At 54.2% G+C, this 25,864-nt stretch carries 26 protein-coding genes; 11 read left to right on the forward strand and 15 right to left on the reverse strand.

The genetic code is table 11. From position 1 onward, the window contains the following. Positions 1-27 precede the first annotated feature (27 nt). Positions 28-753, forward strand: coding sequence for a phosphate signaling complex protein PhoU (phoU, locus tag ACT3TC_RS06885; RefSeq protein ID WP_192526818.1), 726 nt, complete (start codon positions 28-30; stop codon positions 751-753). 76 nt (positions 754-829) lie between these two features. Further along, positions 830-1,570 carry a sulfate transporter CysZ gene (gene cysZ / locus ACT3TC_RS06890; protein ID WP_172116799.1) on the forward strand — a complete coding sequence of 247 codons (741 nt, stop codon included), beginning with the start codon at positions 830-832 and terminating at the stop codon, positions 1,568-1,570. A gap of 81 nt (positions 1,571-1,651) precedes the next feature. Here the strand turns inward: cysZ and ACT3TC_RS06895 are convergent, their stop codons facing one another. The 6 genes from ACT3TC_RS06895 to ACT3TC_RS06920 form a co-directional block, all read right to left on the reverse strand. Then, complete coding sequence (locus ACT3TC_RS06895; RefSeq protein WP_444639573.1) at positions 1,652-1,984, reverse strand: hypothetical protein; 333 nt, start codon at positions 1,982-1,984, stop codon at positions 1,652-1,654. Between the two features lie 664 nt (positions 1,985-2,648). Beyond that, a complete protein-coding gene (locus ACT3TC_RS06900; protein WP_444639574.1) occupies positions 2,649-3,029 on the reverse strand; it encodes a hypothetical protein in 381 nt (126 codons plus the stop codon). A gap of 301 nt (positions 3,030-3,330) precedes the next feature. Further along, positions 3,331-4,626, reverse strand: a complete 1,296-nt coding sequence (gene phoR, locus ACT3TC_RS06905) for a phosphate regulon sensor histidine kinase PhoR (protein WP_444639575.1) — start codon at positions 4,624-4,626, stop codon at positions 3,331-3,333. 2 nt (positions 4,627-4,628) lie between these two features. Further along, positions 4,629-5,318 carry a phosphate regulon transcriptional regulator PhoB gene (gene phoB, locus ACT3TC_RS06910; RefSeq protein WP_087110299.1) on the reverse strand — a complete coding sequence of 230 codons (690 nt, stop codon included), beginning with the start codon at positions 5,316-5,318 and terminating at the stop codon, positions 4,629-4,631. A 130-nt stretch (positions 5,319-5,448) separates the two neighbouring features. Beyond that, positions 5,449-6,345 (reverse strand): 4-hydroxybenzoate octaprenyltransferase, encoded by an 897-nt coding sequence (ubiA, locus tag ACT3TC_RS06915; RefSeq protein WP_444639576.1) that lies wholly within the window; start codon positions 6,343-6,345, stop codon positions 5,449-5,451. 35 nt (positions 6,346-6,380) lie between these two features. Further along, a complete protein-coding gene (locus tag ACT3TC_RS06920; protein WP_192526813.1) occupies positions 6,381-6,944 on the reverse strand; it encodes a chorismate--pyruvate lyase family protein in 564 nt (187 codons plus the stop codon). A gap of 85 nt (positions 6,945-7,029) precedes the next feature. Between ACT3TC_RS06920 and ACT3TC_RS06925 the strand changes: the two genes are divergently transcribed. From ACT3TC_RS06925 to yccS, 5 genes are all read left to right on the forward strand, one after another. Next, positions 7,030-8,223 (forward strand): NAD(P)/FAD-dependent oxidoreductase, encoded by a 1,194-nt coding sequence (locus ACT3TC_RS06925; protein WP_444621750.1) that lies wholly within the window; start codon positions 7,030-7,032, stop codon positions 8,221-8,223. Between the two features lie 105 nt (positions 8,224-8,328). Next, on the forward strand, positions 8,329-8,601 hold the full coding sequence (locus ACT3TC_RS06930; RefSeq protein ID WP_009098191.1) for an HU family DNA-binding protein: 273 nt from the start codon (positions 8,329-8,331) through the stop codon (positions 8,599-8,601). Beyond that, positions 8,601-8,957, forward strand: coding sequence for a hypothetical protein (locus ACT3TC_RS06935; RefSeq protein ID WP_444621749.1), 357 nt, complete (start codon positions 8,601-8,603; stop codon positions 8,955-8,957). Before ACT3TC_RS06930 ends, ACT3TC_RS06935 begins: the two co-directional genes overlap by 1 nt. Positions 8,958-9,116: 159 nt before the next feature. Next, positions 9,117-10,121 carry a zinc-binding dehydrogenase gene (locus ACT3TC_RS06940; RefSeq protein ID WP_444621748.1) on the forward strand — a complete coding sequence of 335 codons (1,005 nt, stop codon included), beginning with the start codon at positions 9,117-9,119 and terminating at the stop codon, positions 10,119-10,121. Between the two features lie 108 nt (positions 10,122-10,229). Continuing rightward, the gene (gene yccS, locus ACT3TC_RS06945; protein WP_444621747.1) at positions 10,230-12,446 is read left to right on the forward strand and encodes a YccS family putative transporter; all 2,217 of its coding nucleotides are present in this window, start codon (positions 10,230-10,232) and stop codon (positions 12,444-12,446) included. 18 nt (positions 12,447-12,464) lie between these two features. On the opposite strand, the gene recG is transcribed toward yccS, so the two are convergent. Both recG and ACT3TC_RS06955 read right to left on the reverse strand, forming a co-directional pair. Continuing rightward, positions 12,465-14,543 carry an ATP-dependent DNA helicase RecG gene (gene recG, locus ACT3TC_RS06950; protein WP_444621746.1) on the reverse strand — a complete coding sequence of 693 codons (2,079 nt, stop codon included), beginning with the start codon at positions 14,541-14,543 and terminating at the stop codon, positions 12,465-12,467. Further along, on the reverse strand, positions 14,540-15,469 hold the full coding sequence (locus ACT3TC_RS06955) for a LysR substrate-binding domain-containing protein (protein WP_444621745.1): 930 nt from the start codon (positions 15,467-15,469) through the stop codon (positions 14,540-14,542). The genes recG and ACT3TC_RS06955 overlap by 4 nt, the downstream gene beginning before the upstream one ends. Positions 15,470-15,621: 152 nt before the next feature. Here ACT3TC_RS06955 and ACT3TC_RS06960 point away from each other — a divergent pair, with 152 nt between their 5' ends. Continuing rightward, a complete protein-coding gene (locus ACT3TC_RS06960) occupies positions 15,622-16,503 on the forward strand; it encodes an SDR family oxidoreductase (protein ID WP_444621744.1) in 882 nt (293 codons plus the stop codon). A 138-nt stretch (positions 16,504-16,641) separates the two neighbouring features. Here ACT3TC_RS06960 and ACT3TC_RS06965 read toward each other — a convergent pair whose 3' ends face one another. The 4 genes from ACT3TC_RS06965 to gmk form a co-directional block, all read right to left on the reverse strand. After that, positions 16,642-17,031, reverse strand: coding sequence for a RidA family protein (locus ACT3TC_RS06965; protein WP_087110278.1), 390 nt, complete (start codon positions 17,029-17,031; stop codon positions 16,642-16,644). A 193-nt stretch (positions 17,032-17,224) separates the two neighbouring features. Next, a complete protein-coding gene (locus ACT3TC_RS06970; protein WP_172116787.1) occupies positions 17,225-19,360 on the reverse strand; it encodes a RelA/SpoT family protein in 2,136 nt (711 codons plus the stop codon). A 26-nt stretch (positions 19,361-19,386) separates the two neighbouring features. After that, a complete protein-coding gene (gene rpoZ, locus ACT3TC_RS06975) occupies positions 19,387-19,647 on the reverse strand; it encodes a DNA-directed RNA polymerase subunit omega (RefSeq protein ID WP_087110274.1) in 261 nt (86 codons plus the stop codon). A gap of 89 nt (positions 19,648-19,736) precedes the next feature. Continuing rightward, complete coding sequence (gmk, locus tag ACT3TC_RS06980; protein ID WP_444621743.1) at positions 19,737-20,369, reverse strand: guanylate kinase; 633 nt, start codon at positions 20,367-20,369, stop codon at positions 19,737-19,739. A 170-nt stretch (positions 20,370-20,539) separates the two neighbouring features. Here gmk and ACT3TC_RS06985 point away from each other — a divergent pair, with 170 nt between their 5' ends. Then, on the forward strand, positions 20,540-21,235 hold the full coding sequence (locus ACT3TC_RS06985) for an extensin-like domain-containing protein (RefSeq protein ID WP_444627322.1): 696 nt from the start codon (positions 20,540-20,542) through the stop codon (positions 21,233-21,235). An 87-nt stretch (positions 21,236-21,322) separates the two neighbouring features. Here ACT3TC_RS06985 and ACT3TC_RS06990 read toward each other — a convergent pair whose 3' ends face one another. After that, entirely contained in the window at positions 21,323-21,580 is a 258-nt protein-coding gene (locus tag ACT3TC_RS06990) for a hypothetical protein (RefSeq protein WP_441677696.1), read from the reverse strand. A gap of 61 nt (positions 21,581-21,641) precedes the next feature. Beyond that, the gene (locus ACT3TC_RS06995) at positions 21,642-22,838 is read right to left on the reverse strand and encodes an MFS transporter (protein WP_444639577.1); all 1,197 of its coding nucleotides are present in this window, start codon (positions 22,836-22,838) and stop codon (positions 21,642-21,644) included. Between the two features lie 207 nt (positions 22,839-23,045). Between ACT3TC_RS06995 and ACT3TC_RS07000 the strand changes: the two genes are divergently transcribed. Then, positions 23,046-23,657 (forward strand): DNA-3-methyladenine glycosylase family protein, encoded by a 612-nt coding sequence (locus ACT3TC_RS07000; protein WP_444639578.1) that lies wholly within the window; start codon positions 23,046-23,048, stop codon positions 23,655-23,657. An 11-nt stretch (positions 23,658-23,668) separates the two neighbouring features. On the opposite strand, the gene ACT3TC_RS07005 is transcribed toward ACT3TC_RS07000, so the two are convergent. Then, the gene (locus ACT3TC_RS07005; protein WP_441677690.1) at positions 23,669-24,544 is read right to left on the reverse strand and encodes a pirin family protein; all 876 of its coding nucleotides are present in this window, start codon (positions 24,542-24,544) and stop codon (positions 23,669-23,671) included. Positions 24,545-24,790: 246 nt separating this feature from the next. Here ACT3TC_RS07005 and ACT3TC_RS07010 point away from each other — a divergent pair, with 246 nt between their 5' ends. Continuing rightward, positions 24,791-25,816, forward strand: a complete 1,026-nt coding sequence (locus ACT3TC_RS07010) for a PDDEXK nuclease domain-containing protein (protein ID WP_444639579.1) — start codon at positions 24,791-24,793, stop codon at positions 25,814-25,816. Positions 25,817-25,864 lie beyond the last annotated feature (48 nt).

Below are 25,864 nucleotides of genomic sequence, written 5' to 3' on the forward strand. Positions count from 1 at the left end.
TAACTCACCCAACATCAGGAGTGCTCAATGGATATTACGAGCGATACCCACAGCCAGCATATCTCGCGCCAGTTCAACCAGGAGCTGGAAGAGCTAAAAACCCACCTGATGGCCATGGGCGGCCTGGTGGAAAAACAGGTTCAGGATGCCGTATTCGCCCTGCTGGAAAACGATACCCGCTTAGCTGAAAAAGTGCGCGATAACGACCAGCAAGTGAACGACCTTCAGCTGCAAATTGATGAAGAGTGCACCCGTGTATTGGCACGCCGCCAGCCTGCAGCATCAGACTTACGCCTGGTGCTTGCCGTTATTCGCGCCACTTCAGATCTTGAGCGTATCGGCGATGAAGCCAGCAAGATTGCGCGTAATGCAATCCTGATCAGCGAAAACAACAGCACGGTTCGTGGCTTAATTGAAGTTCGCCATATTAGTGAACATGTACGTAAAATGCTGCGCGATGCGCTGACAGCCTTTGCCCGTTTCGATACCGACTTGGCGATGAAGGTAGTGCGTGAAGATGAGTCGGTCGATGATGAGTACGGCAGTGCCATGCGCTCATTGATGACCTTCATGATGGAGGATTCGCGCTCAATTAGTTCAATACTCAGCATTATGTGGGTGCTGCGCGCGTTGGAACGCGTCGGCGACCATGCCGACAACCTGGCGGAGTACGTTGTGTATCTCGTGAAGGGGCTCGATATTCGACATAGCGACCTGGACACCGTCGACCAGAGGGTAACGAAAAAGCCTTGACCCATGAGGCATTTCCTCTTGCAATACGTCTGGGCGGACACCCGCCTGGACGTTTGTATTGATGAGGACTGCTTGAATGTTGGATGCAATAACAGCGCTTAGCCGAGGTACGCGGCTGGTCTATCAAAAAGGCCTGCGGCGTTATATTTTTCTTCCTATCCTCGTCAATATTATTGTTTATGCCGCCATGTTCAGCTTTGTGATTACGCGCTTTTCGGGCTGGATTGATCACTGGATGACATTAGTACCTGCTTGGCTGGATTGGCTCTCCTGGCTGATCTGGCCGCTGTTTGTGGTTAGCCTTATTGTCATTGTATTTTTCACCTTTACCCTGATAACAAGCTTTATTGCGGCGCCGTTTTACGGCTTTTTAGCGGCTAAAGTGGAAATTCAAGAAACAGGCCGTATACCGCTAGATGATCGCGGGCTGACCAAAACGGCGCTTGATGCGCTAGGCCGAGAGCTGGTCAAGCTCGCGTATATCGCCCCGCGCGCCATTGCCCTCTTTATCATCAGCTGGATTCCAGGGCTCAACCTCTTTGCACCGATTCTATGGGGGCTGTTCTCCGCATGGGTAATGGCCATTACCTATCTGGACTATCCTATGGATAATAATAAGGTCTCGTTCAAGGATATGCGTCAACGGCTTTCCAGGCGCTGGTGGCAAAGCCTCAGCTACGGCGGGCTGGTGACTCTGGTTACCTGGATACCGCTTGCCAATCTTTTTCTGATTCCGGGGGCCGTAGCGGGAGCCGTACTCATGTGGGACCAATATTATCGTACGGCGAATGAGCTTACGATCCAGCGGCCCTCGTAACACCTGAAAAGCCATGCTTTTTCTACGCTTTTAGACGCAAAACCCCGCTTTAACGGGGTTTTTAATGCTTTTAGTCGTGGTTTACCAGTCCAGGCTATCGCCTTCTTTGTGATTTAACTCGGTCGATTCGAACGAATGGGTGTTACGACGCTGGGTGCCATCCTGATTCCGCTGCCGCTGGCTTGACGGTGCATAATTGCCGTTCATATGATCACGCTGACTATGATTAAGCTCACTGGGTGAGTAGTGAGGACTAGACGTGCTAGTGGATTGCGGCATGTCGATGACATCACTGCCGACTGCACGATCTTTAGTACGCTCAATAGAGCTTTGGGCAAAAGCTAGCGGGCTTGCAATCAAACCGATAGAAACACCTAAAATACCTGCCGTTTTTAAAACTGCTTTAAATGACATAACGCTCTCCTGATGTGGGGGTGCCGCTCACCTGTCTTGGCTATTATCACACTAACGTAAATACCATTGCATTGAAGAGTGAGAAGCGGTCAGAGTCTTTGACTGCAAGATGGTGTTCCAAGTGCCAAAACATCCCAAATTCATGAAATGCTGAATGATTAAAAAATATTTTTAATCACGACCACACAAATAAAGCCACCCAACTAAATAGCAAGATAACAGTTGTTTATGTTGGCACAAAACGCTGTATGGACAAGCTAAAAAGCTCGTTATCAACCTTTGCGTTTAAAAAGCATGAAAGGGGTCATCAGCCGTGGGACAAGAGAATCGTGAAAAAACCATTTGAGCGGGGGTAATGTTAAAAGCGTAAATAGAGCGGATTCAGTTTTAAAACCAGCCAACCGCGACTGCTCATCAAGGGCTACATAACAAGATTAGGCCCTGCCATGGCAGGGCCCTAACCTCGCATCTATGGACAATATCTAGCGCTAGCTTCCACTCCTTTTGCGGGACTCCAACCTTGGAATTTACCCTGACTAACGCTCTGATTGTCGCTTGATTCAATCCATGAATCGGTGAGCATCCATGCGATGGGACATCCTTATCCCGTGCTCGTTCCTAAACTGCAGTACAAATTTTTAGCGCTGAGTGTTTAAACCGCTGGTCACTGATCTTGACCAGTGGTCACAGAGCTATTTTGTTCAGGCAGGTCGCTCGGCTCAAATGACGTATCGCCGCCACCTGTTACACCCGTTGGTCCGCCATCCATCGACTCATTATGAGTTTCATGTTGAGAAGAACCTACACCGGGGCGAGTAGTATCGCCTGCGCTTTCACCGTTCATATCTGAAAGGTCGTCTGCCTCATAGGTAGACGCATCACCACCTGCACCTGTACCAGATGATTGCGGCTGCACGGGTTCTTCATCAGCTGTAATATCGTGGCTCGGATCTACTGGTTCTTGGGCAAAAGCGAAGGGGCTTGCCAGTAAACCGAATGTTACACCTAAAATCCCAGCTTTCTTGAGTAGTTCCTTGGACATCATGTTCCTTCTCCTCGATCGCTGTTGATACCGCCTACCTTAAGGAAGTGCCCTCCTGGCGTACCATTTCCTGCGGTAATCTTCCTTGCCCAACTCAATGCAGATGTAATGCCAAAAAACAAAAATAAAAAAATACCTATTATTAATAAACAACTTAAAACAAATTCCGCGTGCCAATCATGCTCGCTGATCGTGTATAAGGGGCCACCATAACTGACTAAAAATGACGCATGAGCAGACTTGAACCATAGATGGCTGTCCGCACGCTTGGATAAAGGTTATACAGAAGACTAGGGAAAGGCGGCTAGGAGGTTGCAGCCAGCCGAGTGGCGGGGAAAGTACAGCGAAATAGCGAACCTTCTCCAGGATGCGATTCAACCTGAAGCTGAGCATCATGGCGCAGCAGGATATGCTTAACGATGGCAAGACCAAGCCCAGTACCGCCTGTCGCGGTACTTCGGCCTTTATCAACCCGATAAAAGCGCTCCGTCAGCCTGGGGAGGTGGACAGGATCGATGCCCTCTCCATCATCTTCTACTTCTATGCATGCGCTTCCATCTTCCATGGGCGCCCAGCGCAGTATAATTTGGCTACCCTCTGGGGTATATCGCACCGCATTGAAGGCCAGGTTAGAAATGGCGCTACGTATTTCCTGCTCGCTCCCTATGAGCTGGACATCACTTTCAATAGCAACACGGACAACATGCTTACGGTGCGATAGCGCCAATGCATCCTGGCAGACGCTATTAAGCAATTGCTCAACCGACAGCGCCTGATGGTCTTGCCCGCCTTGATCAATTTCCAAGCGTGACAAAAGTAGCAGGTCGTTAACCAGATTTTGCATGCGCTGCGTTTGGTCCTGCATTTGCTCGATCCCCCGGCCCAAACGAGGCGGAAGCTGCTCAGCCAAGTCACCATAGGTTTCGAGGTAGCCAGAAAGAACGGTTAGCGGCGTACGCAGCTCATGGGAGACGTTGGCCACAAAGTCTCTGCGCATCTCCTCAAGACGGTGCAAACGAGTGATATCCCGCGCCATCACCAGACGCTCATCGTCGCCATATAAGGTAATTTGGTATTGCAGGATGCTGCGCTCATCAATGGGTGAGGTCAGCGTAAGCGGTTCGCTGTAATCGCGGGCGTTGAAGTAGCTGATAAAGCGTGGGTCACGCAACAAATTGGTAATGTGCTGGCCACGATCGTGCGCGGTTTGTAGGCCCAGCATATCCGTCGCTGCACTGTTCCACCACTCCAAATCACCGTGGCGGTCGAGCATTACCACGCTGTCGCGCATGGCCTCTGAGGATTCTTGGATACGCGCAAGCGTAGACCGCAATCGACCTTGTGTAATGCGCTGGCTTTTTTGGTAGCGGTAAAGACGATCAAGCAAATCCCCCCACATGCCACCCGCAGCCGGGGGCTCGTTATGAGGATTAAGGGTTAACCATTGAAAGAGTACGCGCAACTGGCGTAAATGGTAAAAAAGACAAACGGCCAACCCGGCTGCCAAGCCAAGGCCCGCTGAGCCTAGCAGCCACCCCAGGCAAACACCTATGGTCGCTAACCAGGCAATACGCCAAAGCTCACGGCTCCATAGGCGCACAGTTACACCCGGGCTGAGAAACGATAACCGGTACCCCGTACCGTCTGAATCAGGTTTTGATGCACATCGCCTAGCGCCTTACGCAAGCGCCGAATATGTACATCCACTGTGCGTTCTTCAACATACACATTGCCGCCCCATACCTGGTCCAGCAGTTGGCTGCGCGTATAGGCTCGCTCCTGGTGGGTCATAAAGAACTGCAGCAGGCGATATTCAGTGGGTCCCATTTCCAGCGCCTTGCCATGCGCACTAACACGGTGGCTGACGGGGTCGAGTAGAAGGCCGTTAATTTCAATGGGGTCTTCTACGCCACGCGGGGTGGTGCGTCGCAATACGGCTTTCAAGCGCGCGACCAACTCACGGGGCGAGAAGGGTTTGGTGATATAGTCGTCCGCGCCCGCCTCAAGGCCTTGAATCTTATTGTCTTCCTCACCCTTGGCGGTGAGCATAATAATCGGCATTTCGGCGGTGGCTTCTTCACGCTTAAGGCGTCGCGCCAACTCAATACCACTGGTACCTGGCATCATCCAATCCAGAAGCAGTAAGTCAGGCTGATGGTCAACGACTAACGCGTGGGCATCCTGGGCGTTATCCGCTTCAAGCACACGATAGTCAGCCATTTCCAGCGCCACTGCGATCATTTCGCGAATAGGTGCTTCATCATCGACAATCAAAACGGTCTTGGCGGTCATTCCAGGGCCTCACGGTGCTCAATGAAAGGTAATTCAATGACATCTCAGTGACAATAACACCATGACTTGATGACACTTATATGACAATAGCCAATAACAAGAACGAATGACAGGCGCTAATCACGCTTTGCTAGAGCGGCCCGGCCACTGGCCACCAACTTAGCGCAATGCCGGCAAAAACCAGCAGCCCTGACCAGTAATTATTCAAAAAAGCCTGAAAACACGGGTCGCGTTCACGATGCCGAATCAGGCGCTGTTGATGAATAAAGGTGGCCGCCATACCGGCAAGGCCCAGCCAGAAAAAACCACCCAGCCCCACACGAACACCCACAAAGGCTAACAGCACCAACGTCGCCAGTTGCAGTAATCCAATCATCAAGCGGTCTGCACTACCAAACAGCACCGCCGTTGATTTAATACCAATTTTCAGGTCGTCGTCACGGTCGACCATGGCGTATTGGGTATCGTAGGCAACCGTCCACAGTACGTTCGCAAAAAACAGCAACCAGGCTTCCACAGGTACATAGCCCAGCACCGCCCCAAACGCCATGGGGATTGCCCACGAAAAAGCCGCCCCCAGCACCACCTGAGGAAGATGGGTGTAACGCTTCATAAAGGGGTAGATAAACGCCAGGATCACGCCACCAATCGACAGCAGCACCGTAAACCAGTTGGTCAGCAGCACTAACACAAACGCAATAGTGACCAGCCCAATAAACAGCAGTTGGGCTTCGGTTTCACTGATTCGCCCCGTCGCCAGTGGACGATGTTTCGTGCGCTTAACGTGGCCATCAACATGGCGGTCAGCGTAATCATTCACAACGCAGCCAGCAGCGCGCATAACATAAACACCTGCCACAAAAATAAGCAGCACGTTGCGACCAGGCACCCCGTTTGTAGCCACCCAAAGCGCCCATAAGGTAGGCCACATCAATAGCCAGGTACCAATGGGGCGGTCCAGGCGCATTAAGTGTAAAAAATCAGCGACTCGCGCCCATCCGACTGGCCGCAACAAAGAACGATCCATGCCTACCTCACGTAAAGAAGAGATGCCGAGCAAGCCTACCGCGAAGACAAACGAAGGTCATCTGCCATGGTGGATAAAAAGTACTCTTGTACAAGTAGCGATAACCCACCATGTTGAAACACTGAGCGCCGCCCCCAACGACTTTTCACGCCAGCAACCTGAGGGAAGGCAAAGCGTGGCGCACCGCTCGTAGCTTCAAGAGGGCCGCGTACTAAATCTGGCTGGCGAAACAGCCAACTGCCCAGCGAGCGCTCACCAAGTTGCTCCAATCGCTGGCCTTTTAGCTGTGTTAAGGGGGCAACCGAACGTGCGACCACCCAAGGGTTATCACCCACGCACAGGGCGACCTCCCTTAACCAGGCATAGCGACGAAGCTCAATCCCCAACGCCTGCGCTTCATCATGCAGAGGCACGCCGGCGCCTTGGCGCAGCAGGCGAACACGGAATGGTTGCCCTGCGCCTGCCGCTTGTAAGCGAGCCGTTAGCGAATCCGTAGACGCAACCCACTTCCACCAGGCAGCGCTCATGGCGGGGCGTAACGCAGCCACGGGCTGCCAAACAGGAAAGGCATACGCTTGCCGAAAAGAGAACGTCACCACCAGATACTCCTGGGCAAAAAACAGAGAAGCTAGTGTAACATGGTGGTCTTAAAAGCTTTTACGACACCGATTATTTGGGGATGGCATGCCTGCATCACATCCGGTTAGCAACCCGACTGGCCACGCTGAGTTGATCATCATTGGTACCGGCATGGCAGGCATTGGGCTTGCCCGTGCGCTACGTCGCCAAGGCGATAAGCGCTCGATTATTTTGGTGAGCGCAGACAGCGGCGAGGACTACAGCAAGCCGCTGTTATCTACCGGCTTTGCAAAACGCCTCTCGCCCCACCAACTGGCCAGGCATTCAGCCGCAGTACTGGCCGATGAGTTGGATGCCCATGTGCTTACCCATACGTCAGTAGAACACGTGACACCAGACACGCACACCGTACAGCTTAGTGACGGGCAAACACTTGCCTACGATACGCTGGTGCTGGCGACCGGAGCTGAACCCCGGGTGCCGTTTGCCATTCCAGAAAGCGTTGCTCGCTACTGCTTTACCATTAATGATCTCGACGACTATCGCCGGTTCCATCACGCGCTGAACGATCGCCCTGCGCGCATTGCCGTTATCGGCGCAGGATTAGTTGGCTGTGAATTTGCCAACGACCTGCAGGCAGGTGGCCATCAAGTCACTCTGATTGCTCCAGAGGCCACGCCGTTACCCAGGCTATTACCAGAACCGCTGGGGTTTGCGCTGAGTGATGCCTTTCAGGAAGCCGGTATAAAGCTTGCGCTTCACCGCACGATTAAAGAGTTAGCCCCGCATAATGACAGCACGGTTCGGCTAACGCTTAGCAACGATGACACCGTCAACGCCGATATTGTTTTACTGGCAACCGGCCTTACGCCAAGAACCGCGCTGGCAAAGGCTGCCGGGCTTGCCGTTTCACCACAAGGTATTCAGGTAGACCGATATTTGCGCACTTCGCACCCGCATATTTATGCCTTGGGCGATGTTGCTTGCATAGAAGGCCTCAATGCCATGTACGTCCAGCCATTACAAGCCAGTGCCAAAGCACTCTCGGCAACGCTTGCCGGCTCACCAACGCAGGTCAGCTTTGGCGCCTGGCCCATCATTGTGAAAACGCCGCTATTGCCCGTAGTGGCCTATCCGCCTTCGGCGATACCCGAACACTGGCGAATTGAGGGCGAAGGGGGTGATATGACGGCGCTTGCCGAAGATAAAGACGGGAATTTAGTCGGTTTTGCGTTGACAGGCGGCTGCGTGAGACGGAAAGTGGAGCTTTCCCGAGCAGCTCCCACACTGCTGGGCTGATTTTTATCGCGTTCACGTCTAGGCTGGATAAGCTAGCTTGGCCTAGTGAGTGCTTTTAACAACACCACGATGCTTTACGCTTACTTTTAATGAGGGGAATTTCCTATGCGCAAACCTGAACTCGCCGCTGCCATCGCTGAGGGTGCCGACCTATCCAAAGACAAAGCAGGCCAAGTCCTGAATGTTATTCTGGATGAAATCACCAACAGCGTTGCGAAAGGCGAAGATGTGGCATTGATTGGTTTTGGTACCTTTACCGTACGTGAGCGTGCAGCACGTACCGGCAAAAACCCGCAAACGGGCGCACCTTTACAAATTCCGGCCAGCAAAAATGTTGCCTTTAAGCCGGGTAAAGCGCTTAAGGACGCCGTTTCCTAATGAAACTCAAGCTGACGCTGTGGCTATTGAGCCTAATGCTCAAACATGCCCTGCGCCGCAAGCCACGCTTTCGTGAACAGCTTGAAAGGATGCGTCACCTGGACTGGGGCATTGCGACGGAAGACTTGAGCATTGCTCGCTACTACCGGATGACCCCCAAAGGGGTCTCTTCAGGTAAAGGCCTGCCAGTCGATTTGGATCTTGAATTGCGCTTTCGCGATCAGGAAGCCGCATTACGTATCCTTAGAAAGCCAACGCAGCAAGCTTTCCTCGATGGAATGCTCAACGGCGAGGTACGCCTTGTCGGTGACTCCACCGATATGAACAAGCTGCAAAAACTGCTGAAGTATTTGTAACGCTTCTTCCAGCGGTTCTACCCGCCACCCGTTGGTGGCGGGTTCCTACGCGTTTCACCTGCCTTTCTCCCTCCATAACGTTTGCACAGCGATTTTAAACAGGCCTTTTGCGTTTATTCCCGGTAGCGTTAGCGCTATTAATGTCATGAACGGACCGCTATGACCGTATCCAGGAAAAAAACGACAGGCTTAACGATTGCTCACTTACCTGAGGGGGAGTTGCGTTGCGAGCACATCGAAAAGACAGAGATTAGCCTGCCAGACATAACACGATTACTGCTAAAACCTCTCGCGATCAGTGTTGACCCCTACATGCGCACGCGGATGCAGCCCAGCGGGTATGACTATATTGAGCGCTGGAAGGCTGGCAGCACCCTATCAGGCTGGACCATGGCCGAGGTAGTCACCAGCAGTGAGCCGGGGTTTAAGCGGGGCGATCTCGTCGTGGGCCACCTCCCCATGCAGGAGCTCATTGCCACTGACGGACAGCACCTGATGCGCGTACCGGCGGGCAGTGACCCCGACGCCTACTTGCATCCATTAGGAATGACGGGGTTTACTGCCTGGGTAGGCATGCAGTTACTGGGGCAGCCCACCGCTGAAGATACCGTACTGGTAAGTGCCGCTGCCGGTGCGGTTGGCTCTATTGCCGCACAGCTTGCACAGCGCCAAGGGGCAAACGTGATCGTGACAGCCGGACGTACCGACAAGCGTGATTGGCTACACCGTTTGGGGTTCAAGACCGTACTTAATCACCGCCATCCTGATTACGCCAGGCAACTTAATAACGCGGCGCCTTCCGGTATTACGCTCAATTTTGAAAATATCGGGGGCAGCGCTTTTATTGCTGCGATTGACGCAATGAGACCGAATGGACGCCTCGTGCTTTGCGGGTTAGTAAGCCAATACCAAACCCGCAGCCCGCGTAAAAGTCCGGATAATTTTGCCCAGCTGAGGCAAAAAAGGGTCGCAATCCATCACTTTGTCGTGCCCGATTATCTAACGCATTGGAACGACTTTCAGCGTTTTATGGCGCCTCTGGTTGATCAAAAAAGTATCGCATGGCGGCTCGATAGAGTAAGCGGTGGACTCGACAGCGTGGCTCCAGCGCTCATTGGGTTGCTCAATGGCGATAATATAGGCAAGCGTGTGGTCGAATGGTAGGAGCTTATCTGCTCCAAAACGCATAACGTGATAACCCCAAAACCATAGCAACGAACCAGCCCCATGGCTTACACTAAAGTCTAACAACGACTGACAATAAGAGCGTCTATGCCTATTTCACTGCCGCTTCGGCGTCTTTGGACACTTGATAAGTTTGCCTATAGCCTGCGCGTTTTTATCGCATTCAGCGCAGCCCTGCTATTTAGCCTTTATCTTGGCGACATCGCCCTGGTAATACCGCTGTTTCTGGGCATTATCGCCTGCGCGCTCTCCGAAACCGATGACAGCTGGCAAGGCCGCTTACAGGCGCTGCTGGTAACCCTGGTATGTTTTACCTCAGCCTCATTTATCGTGCAGTGGCTGTTTCCTTGGCCATGGCTGTTTGCGCTGGGGCTGGGAATATCCACGTTCACCCTCATCATGTTGGGCGCTATCGGCCAGCGATACGCCACGATTGCCTCAGGCACGCTGATTTTATCGATCTACTCAATGATCAATATTGAGCAGCACGGCGGTGTGGATGCCGATGTGGCCTCACGCCAGTTGCTGCTGTTGGCGGGTGCGGCCTGGTACGGGGTTATTTCCGTTGTCTGGTGTGTTCTTTTTTCTCGTCAACCCGTCAAGCAGAGCATGGCGCGCGTGTACAAGACGCTGGGCGAGTTTCTGATTCTTAAATCAGCGCTGTTTGAACCCGTACGCGGGGTCGATGTAGAAGCCCGTCGCGTGGCGCTGGCACGCCAGAACGGCAAAGTGGTGGATGCCCTCAACCAGGCAAAAGAGATGATTTTTCGTCGTCTGGAAGGCCAGCGAGGAAGTCAAAAGCTTAACCGTTACCTGCAGATATACTTTATTGCTCAGGATATTCATGAACGGGCAAGCTCGACCCATTACCCCTACAGCGCCCTCACCGAAGCATTTTTTCACCATGACGTGCTGTTTCGCTGCCAGCGACTTTTGGATCAGCAGGGCCGCGCCTGCCGTCAGCTAGCCAAATCGTTACTGCTGAAGCGCGCTTTTGACCATAAGCAGAGTGAACAAGCCTTGGCCGACCTTAGGGCCTCTATCGATAATTTGAGCGAACGCGGCAAACCCGAATGGCGCAAACTGATGCACCCGCTTAATGCGCTGGCGGACAACCTCGCAACGCTCGAAGCACAGATCGCCAGTGCTCATAACCCGGATACCACCAACGACCGCGAAGATAGCGCGCTCTATGATCGCTCGCCCTCCAGCCTGCTGGAAGCGTGGAAGCGAGTACAGCTTAACTTTACCCTTGGCTCGCCCACCTTTCGCCACGCGGTACGCCTGACAACCGCGCTCATGGCGGGCTACGGCCTGCTTCAGTGGCTGGACCCCGAACAAGGCTTCTGGATTTTGCTGACTACCCTGTTTGTATGTCGGCCTAACTTCGCCACGACGCGACGCTTTCTTTCCCAACGCATTTTGGGCACGGTACTTGGCCTTACGGCAGGCTGGGTGTCGATCAGCCTGTTTCCCCAGCCAAGCGTGCAGAGCGTGATTGCGGTGGCCGCTGGCGTCACCTTTTTTGCCAACCGGGAAAAACGCTATGTCGTGGCGACAGCGGCCATCACGTTGCTGGTGCTGTGCAGCTTTAACCAGGTAGGCGACGGCTTCGACCTTATCTGGCCGCGCTTGTTTGACACCTTAATTGGCTCGCTGATTGCAGGACTCGCGGTGTTTTTTATTCTGCCCGATTGGCAGGGCCGCCGGCTGTATCGGGAAGCGGCGAAGACGGTTACCAACCACCGCCGCTATCTGGATGAAATTATTCATCAATACGAAGAGGGCAAGCAGGACGACCTTGCGTACCGCTTGGCACGGCGCAATGCCCACAATGCCGATGCCGCGCTTTCTACCCTGCTCACCAATATGCTTCACGAGCCGGGCCACTACCGCAAACAGGATGCCGATAATGGCCTACGCTTTTTGGTGCTCTCCAATACGCTGCTTAGCCACCTCTCGGCCCTGGGCGCCCACCGGCACCGCTTGCTGGAAGGCGAGGATGACGCCGCCTTGATGCCATCCGCTAAACGGATCAGCGAACTTCTGGGCCAGCTTGCCGAGCAGTTGGACAAGCGTCAGCTGGTTGCCCCGCTCAATGAGCCCGTCAGCGAGCTACTCACACAGCTGGATGAGTCCGGCAAGACAAGCTCTGACGAACAAGCCGTGGTGATGTATCGCCCTATTCAAAGCCAGCTACGCCTCATCACCGAACAGCTAGCGCCTTTGGGTGAGGCGGCGAATCGCTTGACCCGCACATCAGCCTTCATCGAGGAAGCTACCCGCCCTAACGCTAGCGTTTAAACGCACCGTTACTGACCGCTATACCTGCCCGTAGCGGCCTGCGGCCTCGCCCAACCACCGCCGTACCAGCACGGCGGTTATTTGCGGCTCGCTTTGCAGCTCGCACGCTAACGCGGTGACGCGCTCTAACAGGTCAGCATCGCGTTCCAGGTCGGCTATTTTCATCTGTGCCAGGCCCGTTTGTCGGGTGCCTAACACCTCGCCCGGGCCGCGGATTTCCAGATCTTTTTCAGCGATACGGAAACCATCAGTGGTCTCACGCATGACGCTTAGGCGCTGGCGAGAACTTTTGGAGAGCGGCGGGTGATAAAGCAGTACACAAAAGCTTTCCGTGCTCCCTCGGCCCACGCGACCACGCAATTGGTGAAGCTGAGAAAGCCCCAGGCGTTCCGGGTTTTCAATAATCATCAAGCTGGCATTCGGTACATCTACCCCCACTTCAATCACCGTGGTGGCGACCAACAGATCCAGTTCACCCTCTTTAAAAGCAGCCATCACGTCGGCCTTCTCGCTGGCCTTCATTCGCCCGTGGATCAAGCCAATGGCAAGCTCCGGTAACGCGTCGGTTAATTCCTGGCAGGTGACTTCCGCCGCCTGGCACTGCAGCACTTCGGACTCATCAATCAGCGTGCACACCCAATAGGCCTGGCGACCATCGCTGCAGGCACGGCGAATCCGCTCAACAACCTCCGGGCGGCGCTCGTCAGACACCACTACCGTTTTAACCGGCGTACGCCCCGGCGGTAGCTCGTCAATCACCGAGACATCCAGGTCCGCATAGGCGCTCATGGCCAGCGTGCGGGGAATAGGTGTCGCGGTCATGATCAGTTGGTGCGGCGTTAACCCACCCGCTTCGCCTTTTTCACGCAGAGCCAAGCGTTGGTGGACCCCAAAGCGGTGCTGCTCGTCGATGATGGCCAGCCCCAGGCACTGAAAATGAACGTCGTCCTGGAACAGCGCGTGGGTGCCGACCACCATACGTGCGCGACCATCGGCGATGGCTGCCTTGGCATCCAGGCGGGTTTTGCCCTTTAACTTGCCCGCAAGCCAGGCGACTTCAATACCCAGTGGCTCAAACCACGCCTTAAACGCCCGGTAGTGCTGCTCAGCAAGGATTTCGGTAGGTGCCATTATCGCCGCTTGGCAATTGCCTGCCAGGGCCGCTAGCGCTGCCATGGCGGCCACCACGGTTTTCCCCGACCCCACATCGCCTTGCACCAGGCGCAGCATGGGGGCAGGGCGGCTTAAATCCAGCGCAATCTCCTCAAGCACTCGCCTTTGGGCCCCCGTTAAGGCAAACGGCAACTGGGCTAAAAAGCGTGCCTGAAGGCTGCGCCCGGAAGACAGTTGAGGAGCGCCGTCGGCCTGAATACGCAGGCGCACTTCACGCAGACTTAGTTGATGCGCTAAAAGCTCTTCCACCGCCAGACGGCGCGTGGCGGCATGCTGGCCGCTGGTCAACTTTTCGATGTCCACATCAGGCGGGGGTTGATGCAGCAAATGTAGGCAGGCGTGCAGCCCCGGCAGGTGAAAACGCTGACGCAGCACGTCAGGAATGACATCCGGCAGCGCTTCGGGCGCGCTATCCAGTACGCCAAGCGCCTGCTGCGTCAATGCGCGCAAGCGGGCTTGATTCAAGCCTTCGGTGGTGGGGTAGATGGGGGTGAAATACTCATCGACCGGCGTTTCGCCCGCTGCATTCAAGCGATATTCGGGATGGTAAATTTCAAGCCCGGTGGCCCCAGCCCGCGCTTCACCAAACGCACGTACCGAAACGCCCGGGCGCAACTGCTGCTGTTGGGCAGGCGAAAAGTGAAAAAAACGCAGGCTTAGAATACCGCTACCATCGCGCAGGCGTACCAATAGGCTTCTCCGCCGCCCTTTTACGACATCAGAGGCGGTCACTTCACCCTCTACCACCGCTTCCTGCCCGGCGCGTAGCAGGCCGATTGGCGTTAAGCGGGTGCGATCCTGATAGCGTAGCGGCAAGTGAAAAAGCAGATCGCTTACGTGTTCAATGCCCAACCGCGAAAGCTTGAGCGCCAACGCTTCACCGACGCCTTTAAGCGCAGTGACGGGGCCATTAAGATCGCTCATGAGCGCGCTTTACCCTTTTGGGCGGGCTGTTGGCACTGGCTGATGGCATCCACCAGGGCGTCGATCGCTTTAGGGCGCGGAAAGCTGGCTCGCCAGGCGATCGCTACCGTCCGTGAAGGGGCGGGATCCACAAAGGGTCGGCTCTCAAGCATCGCGTTTTCATACTGGTCGGTACCTAACGCTGACTGCGGCAATACGGTAATGCCTAGCCGTGACGCCACCATATGCCGAATGGTTTCCAGCGAGCCACCCTCGGCAATCAAGGTGTTATTCGGGTTGTTAAGCTTTTGGCTAATCGCCGGGCACGCCTCAAGAATCTGGTCTCTAAAGCAGTGGCCTTCACCCAACAGCAGCAAGCGCTCTTCCAGCAGCTCCTCTTTACGAATAGCCTCGCGCTCTACCCAGCGGTGATTTGCCGGTATCAAGACTTCAAACTGCTCTTCGTAAATGGGCTTGGTCACAATATCGGTGTCCGTGAACGGTAGTGCCACAATAATGACATCCAGCTCACCATTTTTTAACTTGGAACGTAACGTTCCGGTCATACCTTCTTCAATATACAGCGGCATTTGCGGCGCAATATTGGCAAGCGCAGGAATCAGGTGCGGAAACAAGTAGGGACCAATCGTGTAAATAGCCCCAATGCGTAGTGGATTGGATAGCTGATCCTTACCCGCGCTGGCCATTTCATAAATCAGCCGGCTTTGCTCCAGCACGCGCTGAGCCTGAGCAATGATCTTCTCGCCAAGGGGGGTTACTTGAATCGTGGATTTGGAGCGCTCAAACAGCGGTATATCAAGCTCCTCCTCCAGTTTTTTCACCGCCACAGAAAGCGTGGGCTGCGACACATGACAGCGTTCAGCCGCGCGACCAAAGTGGCGCTCCTGGGCAAGGGTTACGATGTAGCGAAGTTCTGTTAAAGTCATAACGGCGCCAGTGGGCATCCTCTCGTAGCAGCTCATGACGAATATCATGGCAGTCAGCGGGACGAAAAGGGACAGGAAATCCTGATGACGATGTCACATCTCGCAGCGAGTTTGTATCCAATAGGGAATATTTATCAAAAGGAGTGGACAAGGTGAAGCTAACGATACTGATTATCGGTTGTGGTGATCTCGGCATTACCTTAGGACGCCAGTTGATTGATGAGGGGCACCACGTCATTGGCGCACGTCGTAAAACAGCGGCTTTAGAAGACACCGGCATTGAACCCCTGGCGCTTGACCTTAATGATCTTGATGAGGCCAATGCATCTGCACTCCCCCAAGCGGACTACATCATTTATAGCGTAAGCGCTGACCGCTTTGAAGAGAGCGCTTACCAAAGCGCCTATCCGGACGGTCTAAAGCGCGTACTGAGCGTGATGGAACAGCACAAAAAACCACCGCGTCGGGTCTTTTTTGTCTCCTCTACCAGCGTATATGGTCAGCAGGAAGGCGAGGAGGTGACCGAAGATAGCCCAACCGGCCCCACCAGCTTCTCTGGCATGCTGATGTATGAAGCGGAGCAACTACTGCTTAACCATTCGCTACCCGGCACTGTGGTACGTTTTTCAGGCATTTACGGGCCTGGCCGTGACCGCTTGATTCACCAGGTAGCAGAAGGCCGCATCGCTGCGGTTACGCCGGTTATCTACTCCAACCGTATTCACCGGGATGATTGCACCGGTATTCTGGCGCATTTAATTCGCAGCCAGGAAAGCGGTCAACCGCTGGCGGAACTTTACCTGGGTAGCGACTGCGAGCCGGTCACCATGCATAACGTGATGGCCTGGATAGGCAAGCAACTGAAGGTGGAATCAACCGATACCATGCAGTCGCCGCTGCGCCGCCGGGCCAGTAAGCGCTGTAATAACCAACGTATCCTTGGAACCGGCTATCAGTTTCGCTACCCAAGCTACCGTGAAGGCTACGCTCAGATACTCAAAGAGGGCGGCTTTTTAGAGACTCAGAAAGCCTGATTGAAAACTTCCGGGTAAAAAAGCGTTACTTCAGATAGCGAAGCAGTCGATAGCAGACGAGATAATCAATACGCAAACACCGACTGGGCGCTAAACGCTCAGCCGGTGTTTTTTTATAGCAAAAACGTCGTGAACGGTTTAGTCACCGATGACCATTACGGCTTCGGCTTCTACCTGGCTGCCTTTAGGCAGCGCTTTAACACCCACCGCGGCGCGGGCAGGAAACGGTGTAGAGAAAAACTCTTCCATTACTTTGTTAACGATGGCGAAGTTATCCAGGTCGACCAGGTACAAATTCAGTTTCACCACATCGCCAAGCGAGCCTGCGGCTTCTTCGCAAACGGCTTTCAGGTTGGTAAATACCTGGCGCGCCTGTGCTTCGAAGTCCTCGGACACCAGCTCCATGGTCGCTGGGTCTAGCGGAATCTGACCAGAGAGATAGACCGTATTACCCGCTTTGATCGCCTGCGAGTAAGGGCCAATCGCGGCGGGGGCTTTGTCAGTATTAATAACGGCTTTATTGCTCATGCGGTGTTTCGCTCCTCAGTTATTCAGTACTCGTCGTTCTTCAGTACCAGTCATTATTAAGCGTTAATTATCCAACCAGCGTGTTTGTATAAAGTTTAAAAGGGGGTCTGTTTTTTTCAAAAATAGGTAATGACTGCAATAGCGATACGTGGCCGGTGCCGGATGGCAATTCGGCCAGGCCGCTTTAATAGGTTTAGTTGGTCATACGGGTAATTTTTCCGACGTTCGGCAAATTACGAATGCGTTTGATAATACGTGCAAGGTGAACGCGGCCTTTGACCGACAGCGTGAGATTCACCGTAGAGAGGCGCGCATCACGCTCTTCAATGCCAATTCGCTCGATATTGGCATCAGCATCGGTCACCAGCCCTGCAAGCTCCGCGACGAGGCCTCGACGGCTTTCAATTTCAATCCGCAATGCTACCGGGAAGTCTTCATCAATCGCGTCAGACCACTCAAGCGTAAACAGCTTATCAGGATCGTTTTTATGCTCTATCAGGTTTCTGCACTCGGCGCGATGCACCACCAGTCCTTTACCCATAGAAAGATGGCCCAGCACCGGGTCGCCAGGAAGCGGATGGCAACAGCGAGCAAAGTTAATCACCATGCCCTCGCTGCCGCTTATCAGCACGGCTTTGCCACCATCAAAGGTACCTGAACGGGAATCGGGATGATCACCATGAGCGACGTCCATCAAGCGCCTGGCGACCACATGCGCCATACGGTTGCCCAGGCCCAGCGACTCCAGAAGGCTATCCTGTGAGGCTATTTCCAGCTCTTTTAACGCTTGCTGAAGCACGCTGTCGTCAAGCTCTTCCAGGCTGGTTTCAAACGGCGCCAGCGCCTTGTTAAGGAGCCGCCGACCAAGCGTAATCGCTTCGGTTTGCTGCTGATGCTTCAGCGCGTGGCGAATAGCCGAGCGCGCCTTGGCCGTCGAGACAAAGCTAAGCCAGGCAAGGTTGGGGCGTGCGCCGGGCGCGGTGATAATTTCCAGCGTCTGGCCACTTTCCAGGCGTGTTGAAAGCGGCGCCAAATGGCGATCAATTCGGCAAGCAATACAGTTATTGCCGATATCGGTATGCACGCTATACGCAAAGTCGATCACCGTGGCGCCTTGGGGCAGCTCCATGATGTCGCCTTTTGGGGTAAACACGTAAATATCGTCGGGGAACAGATCGTTTTTGACGTGTTCGATAAACTCCAATGAGTTCCCGGCGTGGCGCTGCATCTCCAATAGGCCTTTCACCCATGCCCGGGCGCGCGCATGGCTGCCTTCAGCAATCGGATGCGTGGTCTGCCCCGCTTTATAGAGCCAGTGAGCCGCAATACCGTTATTGGCCATGGCCTCCATTTCGCGGGTGCGGATCTGCACTTCAATCGGCATGCCGCGCGGCCCAAACAGCGTAGTGTGAAGACTTTGATAGCCGTTGGCCTTGGGGATGGCGATATAGTCTTTAAAGCGCCCCGGCACCGGCTTATACAGGTTATGCACCACGCCCAGGATACGATAGCAGTTGGCGACATCCTCGGTAATGATCCGAAACCCGAATACGTCCATGATTTCAGCAAACGGTTTACGCTGGTCGCGCATCTTTTTATAGATCGAGAGCAGGTGCTTTTGCCGCCCCATAACCGTGCCCTGCAACACCTCTTCATCCAGGCTTTGCTGCAGTGACGACTGGATTTCACGCATGGCGCTACGCCGATTCCCCCGGGCGCTGGCGACCGCTCGCTTGATACGCTCTGAACGCATGGGGTGGATGGCTTGAAACGAAAGATCTTCAAGCTCAATACGGATCGTATTGATGCCTAGCCGCCCGGCAATACGGGCGTAAATTTCCAGCGTTTCTCGGGCAATACGGCGCTTTTTATCCGGCCTGAGCGCACCAAGCGTACGCATGTTATGCAGGCGGTCAGCTAGCTTGACGATAATGACGCGAATATCCCGCGACATCGCCAATACCATCTTCTGGAAGTTTTCCGCCTGAGCAACGGCTTTATCTTCAAAGGTGATCTGGGTCAGCTTGGAAACGCCATCGACAAGCTCCGCCACCGGATCGCCGAACTGGGCAGCCAACGCCTTTTTGGAAACACCGGTATCTTCAATGACATCATGCAGCATGGCGGCCATCAGGCTTTGATGGTCCATGTGCATATTGGCCAGAATATTGGCCACAGCAAGCGGATGGGTAACGTAGGGCTCACCCGAGCGCCGACGCTGGCCATCATGGGCCTGCTCGGCGTAATAAAAGGCGCGCTTGACCTGCTGGATCTCATCTGAGGGTAAATAGCCGCCGAGTCGATCGGCCAGGTCATCAATGGTGAACATTTACCGCGCCCCTGCTCGTTTCAGCCTTAGTCGTCGATTTGGGCGCTGGGCGCCATGGCGGGACGCACGCGAACAGGCGCTTCAACAGGTTCGTCGAGTACGGTGTGATCCACGAGGCCTGCCGCAATTTCACGCAATGCCATCACGGTAGGCTTATCGTTTTCCCAAGCCAGCTGGGCATCACGCGAGCCACGTGCCAATTGGCGGGCGCGCTGGGTGGAAATCATCACCAGCTTGAAGCGGTTTTCGACATTTTCCAGACAATCTTCAACGGTTACGCGAGCCATGGGGCCTTCCTGTAATGACGACGCTGGGCCGATGTTGTTGGATAACGCCACCGGCCCAGCGAAAAAGAATAGTGATAGAACCTGATAGATTACTCGACGCTGGGCGCCTGTGACAAGAGCGCATCCAGTAGTGGCGCATGGCGCTCGCTCACCTTGGTAAGCGTTAAGCGGCGACTGATCACCAGCGACTGCAGTTCCCGAAACGCCGTGGTGAAGTCATCGTTAATGACCAGGTAGTCGTACTCATTAAAGTGTGACATCTCGCTAACCGCATCACGCATGCGCCGTGCAATCACTGCATGTTCATCCGTACCGCGATTCGCCAAGCGGTGTTCCAGTTCGCCAAGCGATGGGGGCAGAATAAAGATGGATACCGCCTCAGGCATTTGTTCGCGTACCTGCTGCGCGCCCTGCCAGTCGATTTCCAGAATAACATCCTGGCCCGCTTTCAACAGCGTTTGAACCGCCTCGCGCGACGTACCATAGTAATTATCGAAGACTTTGGCATACTCAAAAAAGTCGCCACGCTTAATCATCGCTTCAAAGTCAGCCACCGTGGTGAAATGGTAATTAACGCTATCCACCTCACCGTCACGCTTAACGCGGGTAGTATGCGATACCGAGACCTGAATGCCATCAAGGCTTTCAATCAACTCGCGAACCAGACTGGTTTTGCCTGCACCCGACGGGGCGGAAACAATAAAAAGCGTACCTTGGGACATACAGCGCTTCCCTTGTTAGCGAAAAAACGGTTAGTAAAAATAGTTAGTGAAAACAGCTAGCAAAAAGATCATTAGCGGAGCAAGCAAAGCAACACGCTTATTTAAGGTGCGCAGTATCGCACACCCTCTGCGCGGACTGTAGAGTTTGCGTAAGTACCCAAGGAGGTTGGATGCGCAGCACGCTGGTTATATTGGCTCTTATTGCACTTGGTGTGGCCGTGCAAAAAGGTATTATTGACACTCCTCGTCACTGGGCACCGTGGGCTCCTCTTCATATCGATGATCCGATAACGCCCGTTACTCAGCTAAAAATCAAACGCTTAAGCAACAATAGAGACGCCTGTTTAGCCGCGCTGAATACCGTGCCAGACAGCGAGCTGAGCTATACCCCCCTTGCCGATTACTCCCCCACCGCAAACTGTCCACTGACCAATATTGTACGTATGCAGGCCAGCAGCGTGCGCTTTAACCAAAGCTTTGTGGCTTACTGCCCGCTAGCGCTTGCCTGGGTGATGTACGAGCGTCACGAACTGCAGCCGGCGGCGCAAGCAATCATGGGAAGCCGCGTGGCTCAGGTAAATCACGTGGGCAGCTTTGCCTGCCGCAATATTTACCATCGTGAGAGCGACCGGCGCAGTGAGCATGCCACGGCGGAAGCACTGGATGTTATCGGGTTTCAGTTTGAGAACGGCCAACGTATAACGCTGATCAACCACTGGGATGATGAAGGGGAAACAGGAGAGTTCTTGCGAGCAGCGCGGGATGGCGCTTGCCGTACATTTGGCAACGTATTGGGGCCTGATTACAATGCCGCGCATGCCGATCACTTTCACATGGGCATGCGCGGTTTCCGATTATGCCGTTAAAACCCGTGCTTTAAGAACATCATCCTTTAAGAGAAACAGGCCCTTAAGAAAAATAAGCGATGACGAACGAGCAGTGGGCTTTCACGCTTAATCGCGGTCTAGATTGATATCGTCTTCATCGGTCAGGGCGCCCGTTGCGGCACCAACGCCTGCGCCTAGCGCGGCACCGCCCGTGACACTGCCACCCGTGGCAGCGGCAGCGCCCGCACCCACAGCGGCACCTACCCCAGCGCCACTCGCGGAGCGTTCACCCGTTGTTGTACCGCAGCCAGCTAAACCAATTGTTAGTGCGGTAATAGCGCTCAACGTTAAAACACGCGATGTCTTGATCAATTGAGTATGCATAGTCACCTCCTTATGGGTTGCACCCTTATACCCTAGGAATGAATGGCTATTTATGCCACTTTTATAACCCCACAGCCACGCTGTCGGTGCGTTTCTCAAGCCAGCGCCCCCACACAAAAATCGCTAGCCCGCATAGCGCCAGGCCCGTGCCCACCAGCCCCGTACTCGACCAGTTCAAACCCGCACTAATTGCCAACCCGGCAAGCCAGGCACCTAATGCATTAGCGCCATTAAACGCAGCATGGTTAAGCGAGGCCGCCATGGTTTGAGCATCCCCGGCCACATCCATTAAGCGAGTTTGTAACGAAGGGGCAAGGGCCATACAGGTACCCACAAGCCCAACGCACAGAAGTCCTGTCCATACATTATTGGCAGCAAAGTAATAAAGCCCTTGAATCAAGGCACACCAAACCAGAATTTTTGGAATGGCCCTCATCAGGTTCTTATCCGCCATGCGACCGCCGACCAGATTGCCAATAATCGACCCCACACCGAAAATCACTAGTACCAGCGGCCCCAAGGCCTCGCTCATGCCCGCCTGTTGCGTCAGAGTGGGCATCACATAACTAAAAATAGAGAACATACCGCCACAGCCGATACAGGCAATGGCAATCGTCACCAGAACGCGAGACTTGGCCAGTGCCGACAGCTCACGCAGCGGGCTTGCGAGTGCATCAAACGGCTGCACCGGCACCCACCCGCGAATTAATAGCGCGGTCAGTAACGCTATAACGCCTACCCCGGAAAACGCGATTTGCCAGCCAAACTGGTTACCCGCCCAGGTACCGAGCGGCGCGCCGATTAAAATGGCCGTGGTTAAGCCCAGCATGACACGGGAAATGGCCCGGGCACGTTGATCAACCGGCACCGCCCCCGCGGCGACTAATGCCGCAACGCCGAAGTAGGCGCCATGCGGCAAACCTGCCACAAAGCGCAGCCCCACGAACGACCAGAACCCAGGCGCCATGGCACTGGCAATATTGCCGATGGCAAACACCAGCATCAACGCAATTAATAACCCCCGCTTGGGCACGCGCGCGGCCAATGCGGAAATCAACGGAGCCCCGACCACAACGCCTAACGCGTAGCTGCTGATCGCGTAGCCAACTTGCGGCACGCTAACCGCCAGGTCGCTCGCGACACGGTTCATCAGGCCCATTATGACGAATTCACTGGTGCCAATACCAAACCCACCTAGCGCCAAGGCGAATTCGGCCAAACGCGGGTTACGCGCCAGCCCTTGGGGCGACTCTTGCATTTTTTCTCCTCAGACGCGCCAAACGCCTGCTTAACAAACGGCCATATAGTGGGGCGATGATCGCAGGATTAGACGAAAGTATAAATATGCTCAATGAAATATTAGCAGGCGAGTGTTTCACTTTAACAGACTACGCTTTGAAGCAGGCCTGCGTTAAAAGGCTTAATCCACAAAGCACCTTTAACACTCTGCATCCGTAAGGCGTATATGACCCCTGACACCATTGAACAGGCCCTAAAAACGCTCGCCAGGGCCGACACGGATATCGCCCGTGCCCTTCCATTGGTAGGGGCGCCCTCGCCACGTGTGCGTGATAAAGGCTTTGCGACGTTCTTCTCCACCATCGTCAGCCAGCAGCTTTCCACGGAAGCGGCTCGTGCGATTATGAGTCGCGTGAATACCCTGCTACCAGAGCTTCATGCCCAAGCCGTCCTCGACACACAGGGCCAGGCACTGCGTGATGCCGGGCTCTCGTGGCGCAAAATCGAGTACGCCAAGGGGCTTGCCGAAGCAGAGCTTGCCGGCACCTTCAGTGCCGACGGGCTTGAGCATCTAAGCGATGAAGACGTGATTGCCACGATTACTCAACTGCGCGGTTTTGGGCGCTGGAGTGCGGAAATCTACCTGATGTTCTCACTCAAACGCCCCGACATCTTCCCCGCCGACGACCTCGCCCTACGCGTGGCATTAGGCCGCTTAAAAGGTTTAGACGACAAACCCACGCCCAAGCAGGCACGAAAGCTTACGGAACACTGGGCGCCCTGGCGCAGCGTGGGGTCGCTATTTCTGTGGCACTACTATCGCGGCGAGCCGGTTTAAGAATAAAGCATTTAGGCGTTCAGTCCGCCAAATTTACCGGCCTGATAATCCTCGACCGCCTGCACAATTTCTTCCCGAGTATTCATCACAAACGGCCCGTGCGAGTAAACCGGCTCATCAATGACATCGCCATGGCCAAACAGCAGCTGAGCGTCGCTTGCGGCTTCAATCACAATGCTATCGCCCTCCCGGTCCAGTTCAACCAGTTGATGGGGTTTGGTGGATTCACCACTCACCGTCACGTCGCCACTCACCACATACAGAAACACCTGCCGCCCAGCGGCAACGGGCAACTGCTCGCGCGAACCGGCAGACAGCTTAAGCGTCGACATAAACACATTGGTTAACGTCTCGATAGGGCCGCTCGTATCGCCCCACTCCCCGGCGATCAAGTTCATTTCGCCGCCACCTGGTAGCGCAATTGCCGGGATTGAATCCTGTTGAAGGCCCATATAGCGCGGTTCGCTCATTTTCAAACGCGCAGGCAGATTGATCCAAAGTTGAAGGATTTCCAGCGGGCCACCATCACGCAAAAACTCAGCGGGCGAGATTTCCGCATGCACAATACCGCTACCCGCCGTCATCCACTGCACGCCGCCTTTATGAATCACGCTCTGGTGCTTGGCGCTATCGGCATGAGCAAGCGAGCCTTCCAGAATAAACGTTACCGTTTCAAAGCCCCGGTGCGGGTGTGGACCAAACGGCAAGCCTTGATTATTGGCCGGATACACCTGCGGGCCGTGATGATTCAAAAACAGAAAAGGATCCAACTGATCAAGACTAGGCCCAGGCAGCGGCCGCCGAGTGACCAGATCACCAATATCATCGCGGTGTGCCGGGTGCTGGGCGGTAACGCGGCGAACTGAGTTAACGGATGAGTCCGACATAAAATACTCCTTAACAAATTACCTTTAGCTTAAAACCTAAGCTAAAGAATGAGGAGCGAATAGTTTTCTTTGGATTGTTCAAGGAAATTGATGGGTGCTTATCTACATATCGGCTAATGCTTGACGGCTCATGTCTTCTTCAAGCGGTCAGTTTAGCGGAGGCTTACGCTTATATTTTCACAGGTAAAATTGCTATTGTTGAGGCTGGCCTAGTTGCCATCTTTTATTACGCCTGAGGTTAAGCCTATGACTGAGCAGAACCCAGCAGCCTTTAGCGACCTTATTAGCGCAATTACCCAGCAGATAGAACAAGCACGCGGACAGGTGCGCCAAGCCGTCAACACAGCCATGGTGCAAAGCTACTGGGAAATAGGCCGCTTGATTATCGAGCATGAGCAGCAAGGCAACAGCCGTGCGGAATACGGTAAGCAGCAGCTACAGCAGCTCTCGCAACAGCTTACCGAGCGGCTGGGCAAGGGCTTTGATGTGCGCAACCTACGTAATATGCGCCAGTTTTATCAAAACTATCCAAAACGGAACGCAGTGCGTACCGAATTGAGCTGGACCCACTACCGCACCCTGTTACGGGTGGAAAATTCTCAAGCCCGCGACTGGTATTTGCAAGAGACCATCAACCAAAGCTGGAGCGCGAGAGCTTTAGAGCGCCAGATTAGCACCCTCTACTACGAGCGTCTGCTAGCCAGTCAGGATAAGGCGCTGGTAGAACAGGAAGCAAAAGACAACACCCAGCCGCTGGCGGAAACCGCCAAGGACTACCTGCGCGACCCTTACATTCTGGACTTCCTTAACCTGCAGGATAAAACCTACCAGGAAAGCCAGCTAGAGCAGGCCATCATCAGCAACCTGCAGCAATTTTTACTAGAGCTGGGCAAAGGCTTTGCCTTCGTAGAGCGCCAGCAGCGCATCCGCTTTGACGATGAAGATTTCTACATCGACCTGGTGTTCTACAACTTCAAACTGAAGTGCTTTTTACTGGTAGACCTGAAGCTCGGCAAGCTAAAGCATCAGGATATCGGCCAGATGGATACCTACGTGCGCCTATATGATGAACAGCGCAAAGGGAGCGATGACAACCCCACCATCGGCTTGGTGCTATGCAGTGAAAAAAGCGAAGCCGTGGTGAAGTACTCAGTACTCGCTGACCAGAAGCAGCTGTTTGCGGCAAAGTATCTGCCGTACCTTCCCTCCGAGGAGGAGCTCAAACGTGAGCTGGAACGCGAACGAGCGCGCGCCATTGAACAGCTTCAGTAACAGACATCGAGAACGAGTGAATTAGTAGTAAAAGTACGCCAAACACCG

The sequence above is a fragment of the Halomonas sp. AOP27-A1-41 genome (assembly GCF_052378605.1).
Lineage (GTDB): Bacteria > Pseudomonadota > Gammaproteobacteria > Pseudomonadales > Halomonadaceae > Vreelandella > Vreelandella citrativorans.

Coding starts and splice junctions, on each gene's coding strand:
- ACT3TC_RS06990 (WP_441677696.1), bottom strand. CDS start 21,580: ATGCATACTCAATTGATCAAGACATCGCGTGTTTTAACGTTGAGCGCT.
- ACT3TC_RS06935 (WP_444621749.1), top strand. CDS start 8,601: ATGAAACTCAAGCTGACGCTGTGGCTATTGAGCCTAATGCTCAAACAT.
- ACT3TC_RS06985 (WP_444627322.1), top strand. CDS start 20,540: ATGCGCAGCACGCTGGTTATATTGGCTCTTATTGCACTTGGTGTGGCC.
- ACT3TC_RS07010 (WP_444639579.1), top strand. CDS start 24,791: ATGACTGAGCAGAACCCAGCAGCCTTTAGCGACCTTATTAGCGCAATT.
- ACT3TC_RS06930 (WP_009098191.1), top strand. CDS start 8,329: ATGCGCAAACCTGAACTCGCCGCTGCCATCGCTGAGGGTGCCGACCTA.
- ACT3TC_RS06925 (WP_444621750.1), top strand. CDS start 7,030: ATGCCTGCATCACATCCGGTTAGCAACCCGACTGGCCACGCTGAGTTG.
- phoU (WP_192526818.1), top strand. CDS start 28: ATGGATATTACGAGCGATACCCACAGCCAGCATATCTCGCGCCAGTTC.
- recG (WP_444621746.1), bottom strand. CDS start 14,543: ATGAGCGATCTTAATGGCCCCGTCACTGCGCTTAAAGGCGTCGGTGAA.
- ACT3TC_RS06995 (WP_444639577.1), bottom strand. CDS start 22,838: ATGCAAGAGTCGCCCCAAGGGCTGGCGCGTAACCCGCGTTTGGCCGAA.
- rpoZ (WP_087110274.1), bottom strand. CDS start 19,647: ATGGCTCGCGTAACCGTTGAAGATTGTCTGGAAAATGTCGAAAACCGC.
- ACT3TC_RS06965 (WP_087110278.1), bottom strand. CDS start 17,031: ATGAGCAATAAAGCCGTTATTAATACTGACAAAGCCCCCGCCGCGATT.
- ACT3TC_RS06895 (WP_444639573.1), bottom strand. CDS start 1,984: ATGTCATTTAAAGCAGTTTTAAAAACGGCAGGTATTTTAGGTGTTTCT.
- ACT3TC_RS06940 (WP_444621748.1), top strand. CDS start 9,117: ATGACCGTATCCAGGAAAAAAACGACAGGCTTAACGATTGCTCACTTA.
- ubiA (WP_444639576.1), bottom strand. CDS start 6,345: ATGGATCGTTCTTTGTTGCGGCCAGTCGGATGGGCGCGAGTCGCTGAT.
- ACT3TC_RS06900 (WP_444639574.1), bottom strand. CDS start 3,029: ATGATGTCCAAGGAACTACTCAAGAAAGCTGGGATTTTAGGTGTAACA.
- gmk (WP_444621743.1), bottom strand. CDS start 20,369: ATGTCCCAAGGTACGCTTTTTATTGTTTCCGCCCCGTCGGGTGCAGGC.
- ACT3TC_RS07000 (WP_444639578.1), top strand. CDS start 23,046: ATGACCCCTGACACCATTGAACAGGCCCTAAAAACGCTCGCCAGGGCC.
- phoB (WP_087110299.1), bottom strand. CDS start 5,318: ATGACCGCCAAGACCGTTTTGATTGTCGATGATGAAGCACCTATTCGC.
- yccS (WP_444621747.1), top strand. CDS start 10,230: ATGCCTATTTCACTGCCGCTTCGGCGTCTTTGGACACTTGATAAGTTT.
- ACT3TC_RS07005 (WP_441677690.1), bottom strand. CDS start 24,544: ATGTCGGACTCATCCGTTAACTCAGTTCGCCGCGTTACCGCCCAGCAC.
- ACT3TC_RS06955 (WP_444621745.1), bottom strand. CDS start 15,469: ATGACTTTAACAGAACTTCGCTACATCGTAACCCTTGCCCAGGAGCGC.
- cysZ (WP_172116799.1), top strand. CDS start 830: ATGTTGGATGCAATAACAGCGCTTAGCCGAGGTACGCGGCTGGTCTAT.
- ACT3TC_RS06970 (WP_172116787.1), bottom strand. CDS start 19,360: ATGTTCACCATTGATGACCTGGCCGATCGACTCGGCGGCTATTTACCC.